Raw genomic sequence first — 17,374 nt, 5'->3', positions numbered from 1 at the left:
CTAGTAACAAATGAAGAAGGAGAAGTAATATCAAAAGACTTACCAATAGGAAACTATACCTTAGTGGAAGTAGAAGCACCAAAAGGCTATGAATTAGTAAAAGATAAAATAACTGTAAAAATAGAAAAAGATGCAGTAGCAGAAATTAAAATAGAAAATAAGAAATTGCCCGATCCAATGGGGAAAATGAAGTTAGTGAAAGTAGATACGGGAGATAAAAATAAAAAGCTAGCAGGGGCAAAGTTTCATATAGAAGATTCAAATAAAAAAGTAGTTGGGGAGTTAGTAACAGATGAAAAAGGAGAAGTAATATCAAAAGACTTACCAATAGGAAACTATACCCTAGTGGAAATAGAGGCACCTAAAGGCTATGAATTATTAAAAGATAAAATAGCTGTAAAAATAGAAAAAGATACAGTAGTAGAAATTAAAATAGAAAATAAGAAATTGCCAGATCCGACTGGGCAATTTGAAATTGAAAAAGTTGATGATAAGGATAGTGAATTAAAGCTAAAAGGCGCTGTATTTCAAGTGTTAGATAAAGAAGGGAAAGAAGTTAGTAGATTAATAACGAATGAAAAAGGAAAGGTAATTTCCAACCAATTAGCAATTGGAAAGTATACGATTAAAGAAATAAAAGCACCGAACGGATACATGTTACTTAGGGATCCAATAGAAATAGAAATTACAGAAGCAGTAAAGACACAAAAAATAACAGTGAAAAATGCGAAGAATAATTGGGTAATTCCTAATACTGGTGGGAGCGGAACAACAATTTTTTACGTGATTGGTATTATGCTAATGCTTGGTGTGCTATATTTCCGTAAGAAAAATCGTATATTATGAACTAATTTTATAGAGTTAGACAGATCGTTACGTTAGAGAGTTTTTAGGGCATGAGTCCTGTATTGTACTGGACTCATGTTACTAAATTTGTTGAAGTAGGAAGGATAATAGTAAACATAGAATATATTAATAAATTAAAATATTTAAGAGGTGAAAATGGTGGTAATAAAACAAGACGAAATTAAAGTAGTTGTCGGAGCTGGAGTGTTTAATAATAATCCAGGGTGGATACAAACGCAAGAAAATGAACTTAATTTACTAGATAAAACTACGTGGGAAGAAAGATTTGAATACAATTCTATTTCAGCTATCTTAGCTGAGCATGTATGGGAACACCTTACTTTTGAAGAAGGTGTAAGAGCTGCTGAAATTTGCTATGAATTTTTAAAGTCAGAGGGGCATATTCGGTGCGGTGTTCCTGATGCATTTTTCCGAGATGAGGCGTACCAAAATATAGTTCAAATAGGTGGACCTGGTCCGAAAGATCATCCAGCAGCAAGTCATAAAATCGTTCATAATTATAAAACCTTAACGAAAATGTTTGAAACTGCTGGATTTGAGGTAGTTTTACTTGAATATTGTGATGAAAATGGTCAGTTTTATTACAAGGAATGGGATGCAAACGACGGTGTTATTTTCCGTTCGAAAAGGTATGATTCTAGAAATAAAGGTGATAAGCTTGGTTTTCCATCGCTAATTGTTGATGCAATTAAGCGCTAAATCATTCAACAAAAACAGAAGTAATTCTATAAATTTATGAGTCGCAAAGGCGGCTCTTTTTATTTGGGCGTAAGTCTATATTTAATAGGGAAACGTACAGTTATGATAATTAATTCTAAAGATTATAAAATTCGATTTAGAAAATATTTAAATTTTTTTCATAATCATTAACTTTAAATTAATATTTCGTTGATATAAAGATTTATTTTATATTTATATTCGTGTAAAATGAAATAAGAACGTACATTCTGTTTAGGGGGCAATTAATATGGTAGCTGAAATCGGGAAACTAACTCATGGATATATTGTAAAATTTGAACGTCAATTTGCATATACGATTGAAGAGGTTTGGTCAGTTTTAACTGAAAACAGTAATTTGAAAAAATGGATGTCTAATTTACAAATCGAAAGCCTTAAAACAGGTGGAATAATCAAGTTTGATATGATGGACGGTTCATTTATAAATATCGATATTTTAGAGTGTCAAGTAAACGCAGTGCTTGAATTTACTTGGGATAAAGATCGTGTCCGATTTGAAATACATAAAGAAGAAAATGGTTCTATTTTATTTCTTAAAGAATTCATTCATGAGTTAACAGATCATACTCCGAAAGATATAGCGGGTTGGCATATTTGTTTAGATCTTTTTTCCTCCGTACTAGAAGGGAAAGAAAAAGAATTTTCTAAAGATGAATGGCAACAGTGGTTTGAAATATATAAAGATAAGGTTCTTGAATTGAGAGCGTAATCAACTTAAAGGTTATATTCATTATATAATTATTATATTGCAAATATGATTTTAATGAGAAATAAGAATAGAGGTTAATATGAAGGTAAACCAATTAATTGCTAATAACATAAACAAATTAGATACAGTCATTCCATTTAACAAGTCTTTTGGAATCGCTGGTTTATCAGGATCAGGTAAAACAACTTTTTGTCAAACAATTGGTGAAGAATCAAAAAAACGATTAGTTTCTTTATTACCAAAGGCTGAATATCAATATTTATTTCCTAATATCATGGAAACGAATTTTAGTGCTATTAAGATGGAGGATATGCCTTTAGTACTTTTTCTAGGGAAATCATCAATTTCTTCTAATCCACGTTCAACGCTAGGTACTCATACTGGTGTTTTCACTGAAATTCGCGAAAAACTTGCTGACGTATTTCATCTTTCCCCTGAGGTTTTTTCATTTAATAACCAGTTAGGTTGGTGTTCTGGTTGTAAAGGCCGAGGTACTAATAAAAATATTGAGTGTAAAAAATGTAAGGGAAAACGTTATAGTGAAGAAATTGAACAACATACTATAGATTTATTTGCTAAACCACATACCATTTCAAATATTAATGATTTAAGTGTTGAGTCTATTCTTTCGCTAGCGGAAGTGTTAAATATTAGTGAAGCAAAGCAACATATACTACAAAATATAATAAATATGAACATTGGTTATTTAACATTAAATCGAATAATGGGTACGTTGTCAGGTGGAGAGTTAACACGACTATATTTAGCTGAATTCATGGCAGTAAGTGAAAATGCTGTAATTATTATTGATGAGATTTCAGTTGGACTTGATCATGAAACATTATTACAAATATTAGAAGAGATCAAGCAATTAGGGTGTAAAAATCAAATTTGGCTTATAGATCATTCAGATACAGTACTGGATACAACAGATGAGCAATTGTTCTTTGGACCTGGTAGCGGAAAATATGGTGGACAAATTGTGAAAGAATCACCAAGACCAAAATCAATACTGTGCGATCTAAATAAAGAAGTACCAACAGAATATTATACATTCCAAGAATTATATTGCCGTAATATCCAAATGGCGGAGTTTCAGATTCCTAAAAATAGGCTTGTAACAGTTACAGGAGAATCTGGTTGCGGGAAATCTACTCTTGTCAATGAATGTTTAGCTACAGATTTCTTGAAACGATATCCAAAAGATAAACTAGTTATGGTAGGGCAAGATCGAAATCAATCCATTACAAGTCGATCAACTGTAGCAACTTTTCTAGATATTAAAAAGAAACTAACAAAGTATAGTGAAGAAATTGAAGATATTTTTGAGCGTTCGATTGAAGATATTATTGACGAACTTCCAAATGAAGATATTGCGTATAAACGCTTGAGCCTACTAGTTAAATTAGGGCTTGGCTATTTAACATTAGAACGAAAAACACAAACATTATCAACAGGTGAGTTTCAATGTGTTCATTTAGTTTCTGAATTATTTGCAAACACAAGAAATCCACATACGTTATTTATCTTTGACGAGCCTTCAAAAGGTTTATCACAAAATATTTTAAATCAATTTATAGATAGTGTTAGAGGAATATTGCAAGATAAATCAGTCTCGATTATTATGATTGAACATAATAGTTACATGTTAGAAAGCTCTGATTATATTGTAGATTTTGGGGAAAGACAGCTTGAAGCTATCAATCATCTTGAAGTAGTAAGTCATGATGATTATTATCGTCAAAAAAGCAGTGTGAATAATGTTGAGCAAATACATATTTCTTCAGCACTTAAGCATAAAGAAGGCGTTCACTATTTAGAAGAAAATCATATTAACTATTTTAAAAATGCCGAAAATGTTTATAAGGGTGGTATTTTAAAAAGTTTATCTTCAATGGCGCGTTTAATTTATGGTGAATATGAATCTGATACAATTGCACCGGTTATTGCTATTGATCTTGAGAGACATTTATATAGTCAATATAGTTTTTTATATGAGGTTGGTGGACTAATTAATCATATTGTAGCTGCTCATCCAACTAATAAAGATACGAGAAGTTTTGATTTCTATTCACAGGACAACCATTGTCCATCTTGCTCTGGACGTCTTCAAATTGAAGTTTTCGATAAAGATATTACAATTCAAAATAAAAACGTTCCATTTTGGGACGGTTTATTCGATCCGGAAATCATGAAAGTATTAAAATTTTATCAATATGAAAAAATAGAATTTCTATTTGATGAAATTAAAAATGAGCTTGGTCAAGATTTGTCAAAGAGCTATAATGAAATGTCCGAAGAAGAAAAGCATACGTTTTGGTACGGATATTTTGAAAAATCATTTTATGATAAAAAAGGAAAGACACGCAGAACCTGGGTAGGTTTTAATACGATTATTGGTGGATATATTGTTATTTCAAAAGCACCTATTAAAGAAGAAATTAAGACTTCTAAAGAAATGGTGACATGTCCAATTTGTGAAGGGACGGTTTTAAATCATCATAAACCACTTAAATTTGGCAACTCAGATATTCGTGAAATTATCAATCAGCCAGTTGATGAAGTGTTGAAAATAGTCGGTGATTTACCTGCACTTCATAAATTGAAGGATATAGTTGGTGGCGATATGAGATTGACAGAAGATGTTTCTTTATTGCCAAGAAAAGTACAAGTTGCATTGAAAATGTTTGAATTAGAACAGGCAAGCTTTTCAAACTATGAAATAGTGTTACAAAATGTCTTACCATTCTGGGATAAAATAAAAGGAAATATCGAATTCATTAGTGGTAATAATCAAGTAACTGTTTGTGATTTTCTTAATGTTTATGAAACGAGAGAAAACATGATAGATAAGTATTTCACAAATGGTAAATATAAAAAACTTACGTATGTATACGAAGCATTTGGATATAAAAAGTTAGTTACCCAAATTAATAAAATTAAAAAAGGTTATCCATGTCCATTCTGTAAAGGAAAGAAAGTTATAACGGAAGATAATTTGCATGATGGTGTCTTTAAATTAACAATTCCATGTGTAACTTGTAATGCAAGTGGTATTAATGACGAAGGACTAAAAGAAGTTGTTGAGGGTGTGGATGTAAAAACATGGTTAACTGGAAAAGTTAGTGATGTTGTGGATGAGAGCTTATTAACAGAGGCTGTTGAGCAAATACCAATTTTTAATCGTATTCGTGAATTGGATAAACGAGATATGATGGCGGTTTATGAATGTCTTGAGCGTAATCAGTAAAGTTTTATTAGCTTATGTGTTATTAACATAACTTATATAAAATGTATATTCTTTATAATATATATATTAACGCAGTATGATTAATACAAGGTAATGAAAGAAGATTCAATTTCTTAATGTTAAAATTAAGAAATTGGATCTTTTATTATTTTTATGTTCCGCATACAATGTTTTTTACTAAGAAAAGAATTATGGAAAGGAGGAGAGATGGAAAACTAAAAAGAATAAACAGTTGATATATTATGTAATTATTATATTATAAAAGTGATGAATAAGGTTGAAAACAGTTCATAAGTTATATGTTTACTTATTAATCTATTTGTTTTATTGTCTGATTTTTTAAATTTAACAGAAATATATACTTGAATAAAATATATATTTCTGTTAAATTTATCCTATGGATAGAACGAGTTTAATTAAAGGTCATTTAGAAATGTGTGTATTATCTATTTTGTCGAAAAAGAAAAGTTATGGTTATGAGATTATGAAAGAACTTGAATTAAACAATTTAAAATTGAAAGGAGTAGGAAGTATTTATCCAATTCTAACTAAGTTGAAAAATCAAGAGTGGGTTAATACTTATCAAGAAGTAACAGACAGTGGTAAAGTTAGGATTTATTATGAGATTAATGAAAATGGAAAATTACGTCTTGAGAAGAAAATTAATGAGTGGTTAGAATTGCAATCGGATATTCAAACATTACTAAAAAGCGGTTTGAAAGGAGACCTTCTGAATTGAGGAATAAATTGATAGGTAAAGAAAAGCAATTTTTAACAGACGTACTTAAGGAATTAAAGCAATACGATATTAGTCTAGAAGAAAGGGAAAATATTAAGCGACAAATATTAGAACATATTCAAGAATGTCGTGAACATGGAGAAGATAGTATAGATGATTTAGGTACACCTGAATTATTTGTTCAAGATTTTTTAGAAATAAATGAAATTGATTCACAAGTTAAAATGAAACAACTTCAAAATGAAAAGTGCAAATTCAACACATTTATGTTACGTGGCATATTCATCGCAATTATTACTTACCTCATCTCGCAAACTACATTTTCAATATTTTTAACTGAATCATTTAATTCAACTAATAGTAAAAATACATTTAATTATAATATTTTATATCGCATATCAGAGAATCAATGGTGGAACGCATTATTAATAATGACTAGTTTGACGCTCTCTGTAGTAGTATTTATTAGCTTAGTAAGTTATAAAAAAAGAAAGCATCTAAAGTATAATGAAGAATACAATCTATAAACTGTCTCTAATTTGTATGCTTTGTAATGTATTAATATTATGTATCACACCTCCCAAAGTTTATGCTCAGCAAAATATTAAAGTTACATTAGATAAGTATATTGAAAAATTTATAAAAGAGCAGAACATTCCGGGAGCTTCTGTTGCAATTGTACATAATAGAGATGTATTCTTCGCAAAAACAATGGGGGTTACTGGGGAATTTGAAAAAAAGGTAACTAGTAAAACACCATTTGCAATCGGCTCTATAAGTAAATCTTTAACAGCTTTAGCTATAGTGAAATTAATAGAAGATAAAAAAATAAAATTAGAGGATCCAGTTCAACGATATCTCCCTTGGTTTAAACTAAAGAATCCTCAAATATCCTCAACTATAACAATCCAACATCTACTAACTCATACAAGCGGAATCAGCACATATGAAGGCTTAGCATTATCAGATAAACAGTCCAAAAGTTCTACAGCATTAAAAGAAAATGTAATGGAGCTTTCAAATGTAAAAGTAACTGCTCCGCCAGGTGAAAAATATCAATATAGTAATGCGAATTATATTATTTTAGGTGCACTTATTGAAGAAGTCACAAATGAAACATATTCATCATATATGCAAAAGCATATTTTTCAGCCATTAAATATGAATGGCGCAGCTGCAAGTAAAGAAATTGCATATGAAAAAGGTTATTTAACAGGTTATCAGTCGTGGTTTGGCATACCAAGAAAAAGTGTAGTGTCCTATGATAATGCCGGGGCACCATATGGTTATATTACCGCGAATTTGGAAGATATGATTCAATTCATTATGTTTTTGAATCGCCAAGGAAATCCTCAATTTTTAAAGCAAGAAAACATGGATCTTTATCTTTCACCACTTTATCAAACAAATTCAGAAAAAAGTTATGGTTTTGGATTAAGAACAACAAATATAAATGAAAGTGAAACGATGATTTGGCATTCAGGATCAACGCCCGATGCTCGTGCAGAAATATTTACTTTAAATAAAAGTGGCTGGGGTGGTGTGATTTTAACAAATAAAAATCATGTATTAGAAGAAACCACACTATCAGTATTGAAAAAGGGGATTATTAGTATTTTGAATGGAGAACAACCGGTTGATATCCCTAAAAATATACCATTAACACAAATTATTTTGTTGATAGTTACACTCATACTTTTCGTAATATCAATTATGTTAATTAAAAAGTATAAACATATGAAAACTGTAAAAAAGGTAATTTGGTTATCGATAGGGGGTCTATCGCTACTATTATCTATTACATTCATCCCAATTCTTACTTATAGTACAAGTTCACCATGGCATACGATTAAAATGTTTGCGCCAGACGTAGCTTTATTTGCAAGTACTATTGTAACTTTATTAGTTGTGAACGGGCTAATTTCAATCTTTATAGCCTTAAGAAGGAAAAAAGGTATAGGTATAAAGGTAAATAATTAAAGAAATATAATTTAAGCGTTATAAACAGTTGACTCTCACACGATGTCATTGTTTAAGATAAAGTTGAGCTTCGAAGTAGATGTGAATTTTAGGAGGAAATCATGTTTAAAATAGGAGATTTTTCAAAGTTATCTTCCATTAGTATACGTATGTTGAGACACTACGATAAAGTGGAATTATTACAACCAGTAAAAGTCGATGAACAAAGTGGTTATCGATACTATGCAGCAGCACAGCTAAAGAAAGTAAATCAAATTCAAACATTAAAAGATATGGGATTTAATATTGCAACTATTAAAGAAATAGTTGCAAGTGAAAATATGGAAGTAATAAAATCGCAATTTAAAAATCGTAGTGCTCAAATAAAAGATGAAATGGATGGCCTCCAAAAACAATTACGTCTTCTTGAAGCCTCAATGAAATCGATGAGAGAGGATGTAGTTGAGATGAACTATCATGTTTCAATAAAAGAAATTCCAGAAAGAAATGTAGCTAGTGTTAGAAAGATTATTCCATCTTATAATCGCGAAGAGGATTTATGGGGTATATTAATGCAAGAAATACAAATGAAAAATATTAGTATTGCCCATCCGAGTTATAGTATTGCAGTTTTCCATGATCGTGAATACAAAGAAAATGATGTAGATGTAGAAATACAGCTAAGTATTTTAGAGAAACAAAAAAATACAAAAGACGTTACATTTAAAAATGTAAAATCAACCAATGTAGCTTCCATAACGGTTAATGGAAGTTATGAACAAATGACAGCTGTAAATGAAGCTGCGGCAAAATGGATTGAGACAGAAGGTTACGAATTAGCAGGCCCAATGTTTAATATTTATCATGTGAGCCCAGCGATGGAATCGGATCCTAATAAGTGGGTTACAGAAGTTTGTTATCCAGTAAAATGATGATAAAGAAAAAAGGCATTATGATATGCCTTTTTTCTTTATAAACTTATCCGTAATTAAAATTAACCAATCATATATAATTATCTTTCCTTCTATTATAGTTTTCTTATCGGACTATATAGTGCAATAAAAACTTCAAGTAGCTTCGTGAAAGCAGCTAAAGCAAATACATACACTGGATCATAAGCTGAAAGAATGCCTCCTACTAATGCTCCGAGTGGCATAGCTAATCGTGTAAGTACACGTGAAAACCCTAAAACTCTTCCTTGCATATTTGATGGAACTGTTTCCTGGCGAACCGTGGCTACAATTGTATTCCATGCAATATTGCAAGTCATTGCAATACCGAAAGCAATTCCAGGAGCGAACCAATATGTATTCCAAAGTGGAAAAGTTAAGCCAATTGCTCCAACAAATAGGAGTAAAGGAATTAGTATGCCGCGCTGCAACCTCTTTTCTAAAGGAACTGCAATAAAGCTTCCTAAAAGACCACCTATTCCAATTAATGAATAATTAACCCCACTTTGTTCTGGGGTAAGTTGTAATGTGGATAATAAATAATACATGAATATACCTAAAACTGCACTTGCTCCAAAGTTTCCTATCATAGCTTGAAAAGATAAAGCTAAATTTAAGCGGTCATTTTTAAGCCATTTAAATCCATTAACCAAATCAGATAGTACATTTTGAAGTGTATTTTTATCTTCGCATTTCTTGTTTACGGTTTTCATAGACGGTAATAATATCACAGCAACTAATGTTGCAATAAATGAAAGAACATTAATCCAAAGCAACTGAAAGCCCCCAATAAAAGAAATGAAAACCCCAGCTATCATTGGACCAAATAAACTAGCCAATTGATTAACCATTTGATAGAAAGAATTGGCCTTCGTTAAGGATGCTCCAGCAATTTGCGGAATGACTGTAACAGTTGTTACATCGAAAAGCATGGACATAACTGCTAGGATAAAAGTAATTACGTATAAATGCCAGATTTCTAATAGATGTAATGAATGTAGTATTGGAACAAGACTTACTAAAATAATATTAGTAATATCCGCTACCAAAAGTAACTTTTTTCGATCATAACGATCAATTATTACACCAACTAAAGGGCCAAATAAAACGATTGGCAATACGTTAATAGCAAATAAAGAACTCATAATTACAGCTGAACCGGTTAATTGATAGGCAATCCAAGGTAACGCAAAAGTATACAATGAGTCCCCAATTCGTGAAATGAGTAAACCAAAAATAAAAATCTTGTATTCTTTAGAAAAAGTCGTCTTTACGGTAAGGCTACGTTCTTGTATAGGTTTCACACTGTTTATACCACCTTTATGATAGAGGAATTTGAAAATCATCCGTCCAATACTTGTTATATATATAATTCTGTAATTTTTTGGTGAATCCTACTTTTTGCATGTATTTTAAGGAGGAAATAAAAATGAAGAATGTAAAAGCAGTCTGTACTGTTTTAGATAGTATGTGTGGTTGGGGAGAGATGTAGATTATACATGTAAATAAACCATAAAAATGTTATGTAAACTGTTTGTGCATATGAAATATATTTTCCTTATAATTTGTATTTTATAATATATAATAGAAAGTAAGAACATTTTGGTAGTTATTGAATGAAATTAAGAGCCTGTATTTGAAAGGAGTGATGTTTTATGAACAAACAAAAGAAAACAAAGTATGAGGTAAAAATAATTTGAGTATGCGTATCATACCTCTATAAACTACGTTCGCTCAAAGCTAGGAGCAGCGCATGATAAAAATTACAATAGGAAAAAATCAATATCCATTAACATTAGCTGAGGAACATAATTTTGATTGGTTAAAGGATGTAGAAGTATTTACTATTTTTGATCAACAAGATTCAGGTAATATTAGTTTTGGTATTATTGAAAATGGACATCGTTACTTTTTGAAGTATGCCGGTGCACGTAATTTAGAGTACAAAGGTAATGTAGCGGATGCAATTCAACGATTAATGAAAGCAAAAGAAATATATGAACAAATTCAACATCCTTTACTAGTTCCATATATTAATTGTATTCAAATGCAAAATGGGTTTTGTTTAAAGTTTCATTGGATAGATGGGGAATGCATGCACAATCATTGGGATTTTACTCCGTTTGAAAAGCACCATTCACCAAATTCACCTTTTGTTAAGTTAAGACAATTATCCGTGATGGAGAGGCTTAACATATTGACTCAGATTTTTGAGTTTGCAACCTATGTGGAGTCACTAGGCTATGTCATGGTTGATTTTTATGACGGTAGTATTTTATATAATTTCGAGCAATCAAAATTGATGATTTGTGATATTGATTTTTTTCAAAAAGCACCAGTGTTTAATGAAATTGGGGATAATTTTTGGGGTACAGCTCGCTTTAAAGCACCGGAGGAATATGAACTACATGCACAAATTACCAGCGAAACGAATGTGTACGTATTAGCCGGAATTGCTTTTGCCTTTATCGGCGGAAAAAATGATAAAAGCTATGAAAAATGGGAGAGCACACAAGAATTATATAATATATGTAAAAAAGCGCTACATAAAGAAAAAAGTAATAGATATCGCACTATTCAAGCATTTTATGAAGCTTGGCTTTCATATATAGAATAAATAATTGATGATTCATTTTAATTTATATGTAATAACAAAGGGGAACACATAAAATGAACGAATTAGAGTACAAAAACTTTTATGATAAAGTAGGAAGACTAAATGGATGGGATTTTAGTAAGATAAAATGTGAAACTGTAGGAGATTCATGGGACTTTTATAGAGAGGTAAAAGAAAGATGCAAACCATCACATATTTTACTTGATGTTGGTACAGGCGGAGGAGAAAATGTACTTCATATAGCATCATCAGCTAAATCTTTAATTGGAATAGATAATTCTAACGGAATGATTGAAAAAGCACATTCCAATTTGAGAAAATCAGGTGTACAAAATGTTGAGTTTCTGCAAATGGATTCTGAAGCTTTAACGTTTCCACATGTTTATTTTGATATTGTTTCAAGTAGTCACGCACCGTTTATAGCATCTGAGTTGGCAAAAGTGATGAAACAAGGAGCTTTTTTCTTAACGCAACAAGTTTGCGAACATGATAAATTGAATCTTAAAGAAGCATTTGGAAGAGGACAATGCTTAGGTGAAAGAGATGGTACATTAAAAGAAAAGTATATGAGTGAACTTATTAGTGCAGGATTTGAACTCGTGCAAGTACGTGAATATGATGTTACTGATTATTACAGTACGCCTGAGGATCTTATTTTCTTATTAAAACATACGCCTATAATTCCTAATTTTGGAGAAGAGGAAGAGGATTTTACTATTTTACAAAAGTTCATTGATGCAAATAGTTCTGAAAAAGGGATCCGTACGAATTCAAAAAGGTTTATGATTATTGCTGTAAAATCTTAATGTATTTTATTGTAAAAGCTGCTTTTCGTTTAAGAAAGGCAGCTTTCTTATATAGAAACAATGCAGGGGAAACTTGAAAAAATAAAAATAAGTAAAGTGTTAATCAAAAAATGAAATATGGTGGATAATTGTTTTGAAACATTACTGTACGCACACTGAAAGAAGCTAACATATTCATACTAAAGTTGTAGTCTTTATATGAAAAATCCATCCTTCCGTTTGATTTTATCTATTTATAAGTGTAATACAATACAAATAGATAGTATGAAATAGGGGGATGTAAAATGATTACACATATTTCTGATATAAAATTACAAACTGTTTCCATAGAAGGGGTAAAACAAGTTTATAGGGACGTATTATCTTTTCCAATAAAAAAAGAAACAGCATCCTACATTCAATTTGAAGTAACACCGTATACAACAATTAGTTTTCAAGAAGTGTATGAGCCAATTGCACCTGCGCACTTCGCCTTTGAAATTTCATATTCAAAATTTCATGAAACAGCAAAATGGCTTGAAAAGTCTGGGTTACTTATTGTGAAATGGAAAGATGGAAATACAATTGGTGAGGAGAACGAGCTATTCAATTTATACTTTAAAGACGGAGATGGAAATCTACTCGAAATTATCGCACATAGTTATGTTAAGGAGGATGTATTAGTATCGCAGTCACCTTTAAACATTTTATATATAAGGGAAATTGGTCTTCCTGTTAAAAGTGTACCTATTTTTAGGGAATGGCTGAAATCAAATTTAAATATGAAAACGATGGAAGACGGGGATATTTTTAACTTTGTAGTTGGCGGCACTGCATATATCGTCGCAACTTGGTGGCAGCGACCTTGGATCCCGATTGCGATGAAAGCTTTACCACCGAAAGTACATGTTTCTTTTGGAACACCAGACGTCGCATTTTTACAGCGAATCCAAAATAACTTTAAGAAAAATAGTGTACTATTTGAATGTAAACGTAATGAAGTATCATTTATTGAGCAAGGATATACATTTTCAATTGTGCATACATCAGAGTTTCATTCTGATATTCCTAAACAATTAAACTTACCGCTTTCTATTTAATGATGGAAAGCGGTAAGTTTTTTTATATTTTCGTGGAGAAGGGTTTCAGCATAATTACACTGAATTTATAGAGGAGTATAATGTATTAGCTTAATTTATAGTAAGGAGAGAAATGAATTGAATCTAGGAAATCCGATAGCAAAAGGGAACACAGCGGAAATTTATCTATATGATAATAAGATTATGAAATTATTTAAAGATTACCTCCCAAATACAGAGTCTATGAATGAAGCAAAAAAACAAAAATATGCTTATTCATGCGGGCTGCCAGTTCCAAACGTATTTGAAGTGACAAAGATACAAAATAGACAGGCAATTATTATGGAATACGTAAAAGGGGACAGTATTGGTGATCTCCTACTTAATAATCTAAATGAGGCAGAGTATTATATAAATATTTGTGTGAATGAACAAAAAAAGATTCATGCTATACATGTGAATACAGATGAAATGGAAGCAATGGGGGAAAGGCTAGAGCGTCAAATTAAATCTGTACATAAATTGGATGAAAAACAAAAGGAAAGTATATTGAATAAGTTACATTCAATCAAATTTGATCCTAGATTATGCCATGGCGATTTCCATCCATTTAATCTAATTTTAAGTGAAAAGAATGTAAGTATTATAGACTGGGTAGATGCTAGTTCAGGTGACATTCGCGCAGATTTGTTTCGGACATACTTGTTGTACTCACAATCCTCGGTAGAATTAGCTGAAAAGTATTTGCATATTTATTGCAGAAATACTGGATTATCGAGAGATGAGATTTTTCAATGGGCACCTATTATTATTGCGGCTAGAATATCTGAAAATGTAACTGCTACAAACATTGAATATTTAAATGATTTGGTAGCGCAGTATTGTAATTAAAGAAGAGCTCTTCCTAAATTCATTTTTTATTATATCCGTTCTAACAATGCAAATGGATGAGTAAGGTTATTGAGATTTGTAATTGGGTATTACATTTGTAAAGAAGGAGTCCATTTTATGAAAACTGGTGAACCAATTTCAATGCATACTGAATTTGAGCAAGTTGCTCCAGCACTACAGCTTTTGAAACTATATAAGCGTTTCGGAGAATTTATTGCAGTTAATCATATTGATTTAGTTGTGCCAAGAGGATCTTTTTACGGAGTTGTTGGGCCTAATGGAGCAGGGAAAACTACATCTTTATCGATGGCCGTTGGTTTGTTACGACCAGATAGTGGGAGCGCAAAAGTTTTTGGAATTGATGTTTGGGGTAATCCAAAACAAGCTAAAACATTGATTGGGGTATTACCAGATGGGTTAGCTTTACCGGAAAGACTTACTGGTCGCGAATTATTAACATATATGGGATTGTTAAGAGGAATGAGTGCTAAGGAAGTTGCTCAGCGGACAGAAGAATTACTTACAATATTAGAGTTAAATAATACTGAGGGGACTTTAGTTATTAATTATTCTACTGGTATGCGCAAGAAAATTGGCCTTGCACTTGCACTTCTTCATGCGCCGAAATTACTCGTTCTCGACGAACCGTTTGAAGCGGTAGACCCTATTTCTGCAGCTACTATCAAAAAGATTTTACAGAAATTTGTTAGTTCGGGTGGTTCTGTAGTATTTTCTAGTCACGTCATGGCGTTAGTTGAACAACTTTGTGATCACGTTGCAATTATTTCAAAAGGTAGAGTGGTTTCTTCAGGAACAATGGGAGAGGTTTGCGGTGAAGAAACCCTCGAAGACATTTTCGTTCAGTTAGTAGGGATTCCTGCTGTTAAAGGAGAGGAACTGTCTTGGTTAGTGTTTTGATTCGAATGAAGTTATCTATCCTTAAAAATTCAATGAATAGTGGTAAAGCAGTTCTTTTCATTGTTACAGGAATAGTTGGCTTATTAATTGCAATTGGAACCATGCTGGTTTTTTCTTTTTATCCTACGGAACAGAACGTTTCACAAAGTATTCTATACATTACATTTGCTCTGTGGACAGTAGGGTGGGTTTTGGGTCCAATTATCGCTGGGGGAGATGGAATATTACGTTCTGAATATTTCGTGTTGCTTCCATTTACTTCTTATAAACTTGCTAGGGCGTTACTTTTTGTAGCTTTTATAGGATTAGGACCAATCGTTAGTTTAATAGCCTTCATAGGACTATTCATTTACGCAGCTAGGGTTAGCTTATCTGCAACTATAGTTGCAATTCCAGCAATTATTTTACAGTTAATTTTTGTGGTGTTGTTATCGAAAGTAGTAGTTAGTATTATTGGTGAGACGTTGAAATCAAGGATTGGAATGGAAGTGGGAGCAATGCTCTTTGGTTTCATTATAGCGTTTCTAAATGTGGGCTGGTATGTACTTCCTGCTATTAATAAGATGACACTTAGTGATTCAACTTTACTTTACATGTTTCCGTCTAGTTGGGCGATACTCGCTGTAGAGTATGCGATTCAATCCAATTGGTTATTAGTTCTTGTTTTTTTAATTGTTCTAACAATATTATGTGGATTGCTGTTTTTTATATGGGCTACATTATTAATGAAAAGTACAGAAACTAAGAAAATCGAAGGAAGGATTACTACTAATAAACATAGAAAAGCTTTACGTTTCTTTTCAGAAACGAAAATTGGAGCAACAATTACGAAAGAATTAAAAAGTTGGAGAAGAGATCCACAACGTGGTCGTTTCCTCCGAATGGGTATTTGGATAGGGGTATTTTATGGTATTTTAGTTACAAGTGCTAATATATCGTACTTAATGCCTTGGGCAGGGATAATTATGATTGTATTCACAAGTATGTTTTCCTGTAATATATATGGTTTTGATGGGAGTGCATTATGGTTAACTTTGACAACACCTGACGCAGAACGAATTGATGTGCGTGGTCGTCAATTTGCATGGTTGATAGCAGTTGGTCCAATTGCAATTTTAGCAACAATTATTTTCACAATTTCTAGCGGGCTTACTTTCATTTATCCTTGGGTATTTACAGTAATACCAGCATTACTTGGTGGAGCTGCAGGTCTAATTATGTTATTTTCTGTATTTAACGTAGTACCGATAACTGATCCTCATCGCCGCGGGAGAGGATCAGTTATCTCAGGTGATGATATGAATGCGAGTAAAATGTTTATAACAACGTGGTTAATGATGGTGATGGTAATGGCAACAACTATACCCGCTTTGTTAGTTGTATGGCTTGGGACATTACTACATGTACAGTTCTTACAATGGCTAGGTGTGTTGACTGGCATTTGTACAGGAATGTTTTTTGCTTGGTGGTTTGGGCGAATTGCTTACTTAAAAATTGAAAAAAGTGGATCTGAATTGCTATTTGAAATGAAGAATGGCATGAAAATATTGCGTGATGATAACAAAAAGAAAGATAACAGAAAAGCGGTTGAATTACCTAAGAAAAAACTAGCTATTGTTGTTCTTTTAGTATTTATGGGTATCTTTTTTTTGATACATCAAAGTGTAGTCCCGTTAATTTTTGAGATATTTAGTATAGATGATAAAGTTCGTCTTTTCTTTCTACCACGCTATGTTCCACATATTGTTCGTATTCCTATAATCATCCTATTTGCTATATTAGGTATAGCATCTTTGTATAAAGCAATTTTAATTAAGAAAAAACATGGAAAGGAACATCGATTTATAAAAGACGAAATGTAGAATACCATTT

Annotated in this window: 15 protein-coding genes; 14 read left to right on the top strand and 1 reads right to left on the bottom strand. The window is 31.8% G+C overall.

What is annotated here, in order from left to right; genetic code table 11:
* The 8 genes from MR079_RS12545 to MR079_RS12510 form a co-directional block, all read left to right on the top strand.
* On the top strand, window positions 1-846 hold an 846-nt coding region (locus MR079_RS12545; protein WP_242294065.1), incomplete at its 5' end, for an MSCRAMM family protein.
* A 156-nt stretch (window positions 847-1,002) separates the two neighbouring features.
* On the top strand, window positions 1,003-1,566 hold the full coding sequence (locus tag MR079_RS12540) for a class I SAM-dependent methyltransferase (RefSeq protein ID WP_242294064.1): 564 nt from the start codon (window positions 1,003-1,005) through the stop codon (window positions 1,564-1,566).
* A gap of 268 nt (window positions 1,567-1,834) precedes the next feature.
* Window positions 1,835-2,314, top strand: coding sequence for an SRPBCC family protein (locus MR079_RS12535; protein ID WP_242294063.1), 480 nt, complete (start codon window positions 1,835-1,837; stop codon window positions 2,312-2,314).
* 79 nt (window positions 2,315-2,393) lie between these two features.
* Complete coding sequence (locus tag MR079_RS12530) at window positions 2,394-5,564, top strand: ATP-binding cassette domain-containing protein (protein WP_139869067.1); 3,171 nt, start codon at window positions 2,394-2,396, stop codon at window positions 5,562-5,564.
* A 397-nt stretch (window positions 5,565-5,961) separates the two neighbouring features.
* On the top strand, window positions 5,962-6,303 hold the full coding sequence (locus MR079_RS12525) for a PadR family transcriptional regulator (RefSeq protein ID WP_139869066.1): 342 nt from the start codon (window positions 5,962-5,964) through the stop codon (window positions 6,301-6,303).
* The gene (locus MR079_RS12520; protein WP_242294062.1) at window positions 6,300-6,830 is read left to right on the top strand and encodes a DUF1129 domain-containing protein; all 531 of its coding nucleotides are present in this window, start codon (window positions 6,300-6,302) and stop codon (window positions 6,828-6,830) included. The genes MR079_RS12525 and MR079_RS12520 overlap by 4 nt, the downstream gene beginning before the upstream one ends.
* Window positions 6,811-8,283, top strand: coding sequence for a serine hydrolase domain-containing protein (locus MR079_RS12515; RefSeq protein WP_242294061.1), 1,473 nt, complete (start codon window positions 6,811-6,813; stop codon window positions 8,281-8,283). The genes MR079_RS12520 and MR079_RS12515 overlap by 20 nt, the downstream gene beginning before the upstream one ends.
* A 101-nt stretch (window positions 8,284-8,384) precedes the next feature.
* Window positions 8,385-9,194, top strand: coding sequence for a MerR family transcriptional regulator (locus MR079_RS12510; protein ID WP_242294060.1), 810 nt, complete (start codon window positions 8,385-8,387; stop codon window positions 9,192-9,194).
* 95 nt (window positions 9,195-9,289) lie between these two features.
* Here the strand turns inward: MR079_RS12510 and MR079_RS12505 are convergent, their stop codons facing one another.
* The gene (locus MR079_RS12505) at window positions 9,290-10,516 is read right to left on the bottom strand and encodes an MFS transporter (RefSeq protein ID WP_139869062.1); all 1,227 of its coding nucleotides are present in this window, start codon (window positions 10,514-10,516) and stop codon (window positions 9,290-9,292) included.
* 449 nt (window positions 10,517-10,965) lie between these two features.
* Here MR079_RS12505 and MR079_RS12500 point away from each other — a divergent pair, with 449 nt between their 5' ends.
* The 6 genes from MR079_RS12500 to MR079_RS12475 all read left to right on the top strand — a co-directional run bounded on the left by MR079_RS12500 (window position 10,966) and on the right by MR079_RS12475 (window position 17,364).
* The gene (locus MR079_RS12500) at window positions 10,966-11,829 is read left to right on the top strand and encodes a serine/threonine protein kinase (protein ID WP_242294059.1); all 864 of its coding nucleotides are present in this window, start codon (window positions 10,966-10,968) and stop codon (window positions 11,827-11,829) included.
* Window positions 11,830-11,882: 53 nt separating this feature from the next.
* Window positions 11,883-12,635 carry a class I SAM-dependent methyltransferase gene (locus MR079_RS12495; protein ID WP_242294058.1) on the top strand — a complete coding sequence of 251 codons (753 nt, stop codon included), beginning with the start codon at window positions 11,883-11,885 and terminating at the stop codon, window positions 12,633-12,635.
* A 284-nt stretch (window positions 12,636-12,919) separates the two neighbouring features.
* Window positions 12,920-13,714: a VOC family protein gene (locus MR079_RS12490; RefSeq protein WP_242294057.1), complete on the top strand. Its 795-nt coding sequence runs from the start codon at window positions 12,920-12,922 to the stop codon at window positions 13,712-13,714.
* 117 nt (window positions 13,715-13,831) lie between these two features.
* On the top strand, window positions 13,832-14,584 hold the full coding sequence (locus tag MR079_RS12485) for an aminoglycoside phosphotransferase family protein (protein WP_242294056.1): 753 nt from the start codon (window positions 13,832-13,834) through the stop codon (window positions 14,582-14,584).
* A gap of 117 nt (window positions 14,585-14,701) precedes the next feature.
* Entirely contained in the window at window positions 14,702-15,502 is an 801-nt protein-coding gene (locus MR079_RS12480; RefSeq protein WP_000847755.1) for an ABC transporter ATP-binding protein, read from the top strand.
* Complete coding sequence (locus MR079_RS12475; protein ID WP_242294055.1) at window positions 15,487-17,364, top strand: hypothetical protein; 1,878 nt, start codon at window positions 15,487-15,489, stop codon at window positions 17,362-17,364. Before MR079_RS12480 ends, MR079_RS12475 begins: the two co-directional genes overlap by 16 nt.
* The last annotated feature ends 10 nt before the right edge of the window (window positions 17,365-17,374 follow it).

This window comes from Bacillus cereus group sp. BfR-BA-01381 (assembly GCF_022663555.1).
GTDB lineage: Bacteria > Bacillota > Bacilli > Bacillales > Bacillaceae_G > Bacillus_A > Bacillus_A pacificus.
Note: the sequence above shows the minus strand (reverse complement) of the source record. Positions and strands in the feature narration are given on the sequence as shown.

What these genes read in the sequence shown, in the direction of transcription:
- MR079_RS12490 (WP_242294057.1), top strand. Translation starts at nt 12,920, where the DNA reads ATGATTACACATATTTCTGATATAAAATTACAAACTGTTTCCATAGAA.
- MR079_RS12495 (WP_242294058.1), top strand. Translation starts at nt 11,883, where the DNA reads ATGAACGAATTAGAGTACAAAAACTTTTATGATAAAGTAGGAAGACTA.
- MR079_RS12515 (WP_242294061.1), top strand. Translation starts at nt 6,811, where the DNA reads ATGAAGAATACAATCTATAAACTGTCTCTAATTTGTATGCTTTGTAAT.
- MR079_RS12540 (WP_242294064.1), top strand. Translation starts at nt 1,003, where the DNA reads ATGGTGGTAATAAAACAAGACGAAATTAAAGTAGTTGTCGGAGCTGGA.
- MR079_RS12525 (WP_139869066.1), top strand. Translation starts at nt 5,962, where the DNA reads ATGGATAGAACGAGTTTAATTAAAGGTCATTTAGAAATGTGTGTATTA.
- MR079_RS12510 (WP_242294060.1), top strand. Translation starts at nt 8,385, where the DNA reads ATGTTTAAAATAGGAGATTTTTCAAAGTTATCTTCCATTAGTATACGT.
- MR079_RS12535 (WP_242294063.1), top strand. Translation starts at nt 1,835, where the DNA reads ATGGTAGCTGAAATCGGGAAACTAACTCATGGATATATTGTAAAATTT.
- MR079_RS12530 (WP_139869067.1), top strand. Translation starts at nt 2,394, where the DNA reads ATGAAGGTAAACCAATTAATTGCTAATAACATAAACAAATTAGATACA.
- MR079_RS12480 (WP_000847755.1), top strand. Translation starts at nt 14,702, where the DNA reads ATGAAAACTGGTGAACCAATTTCAATGCATACTGAATTTGAGCAAGTT.
- MR079_RS12500 (WP_242294059.1), top strand. Translation starts at nt 10,966, where the DNA reads ATGATAAAAATTACAATAGGAAAAAATCAATATCCATTAACATTAGCT.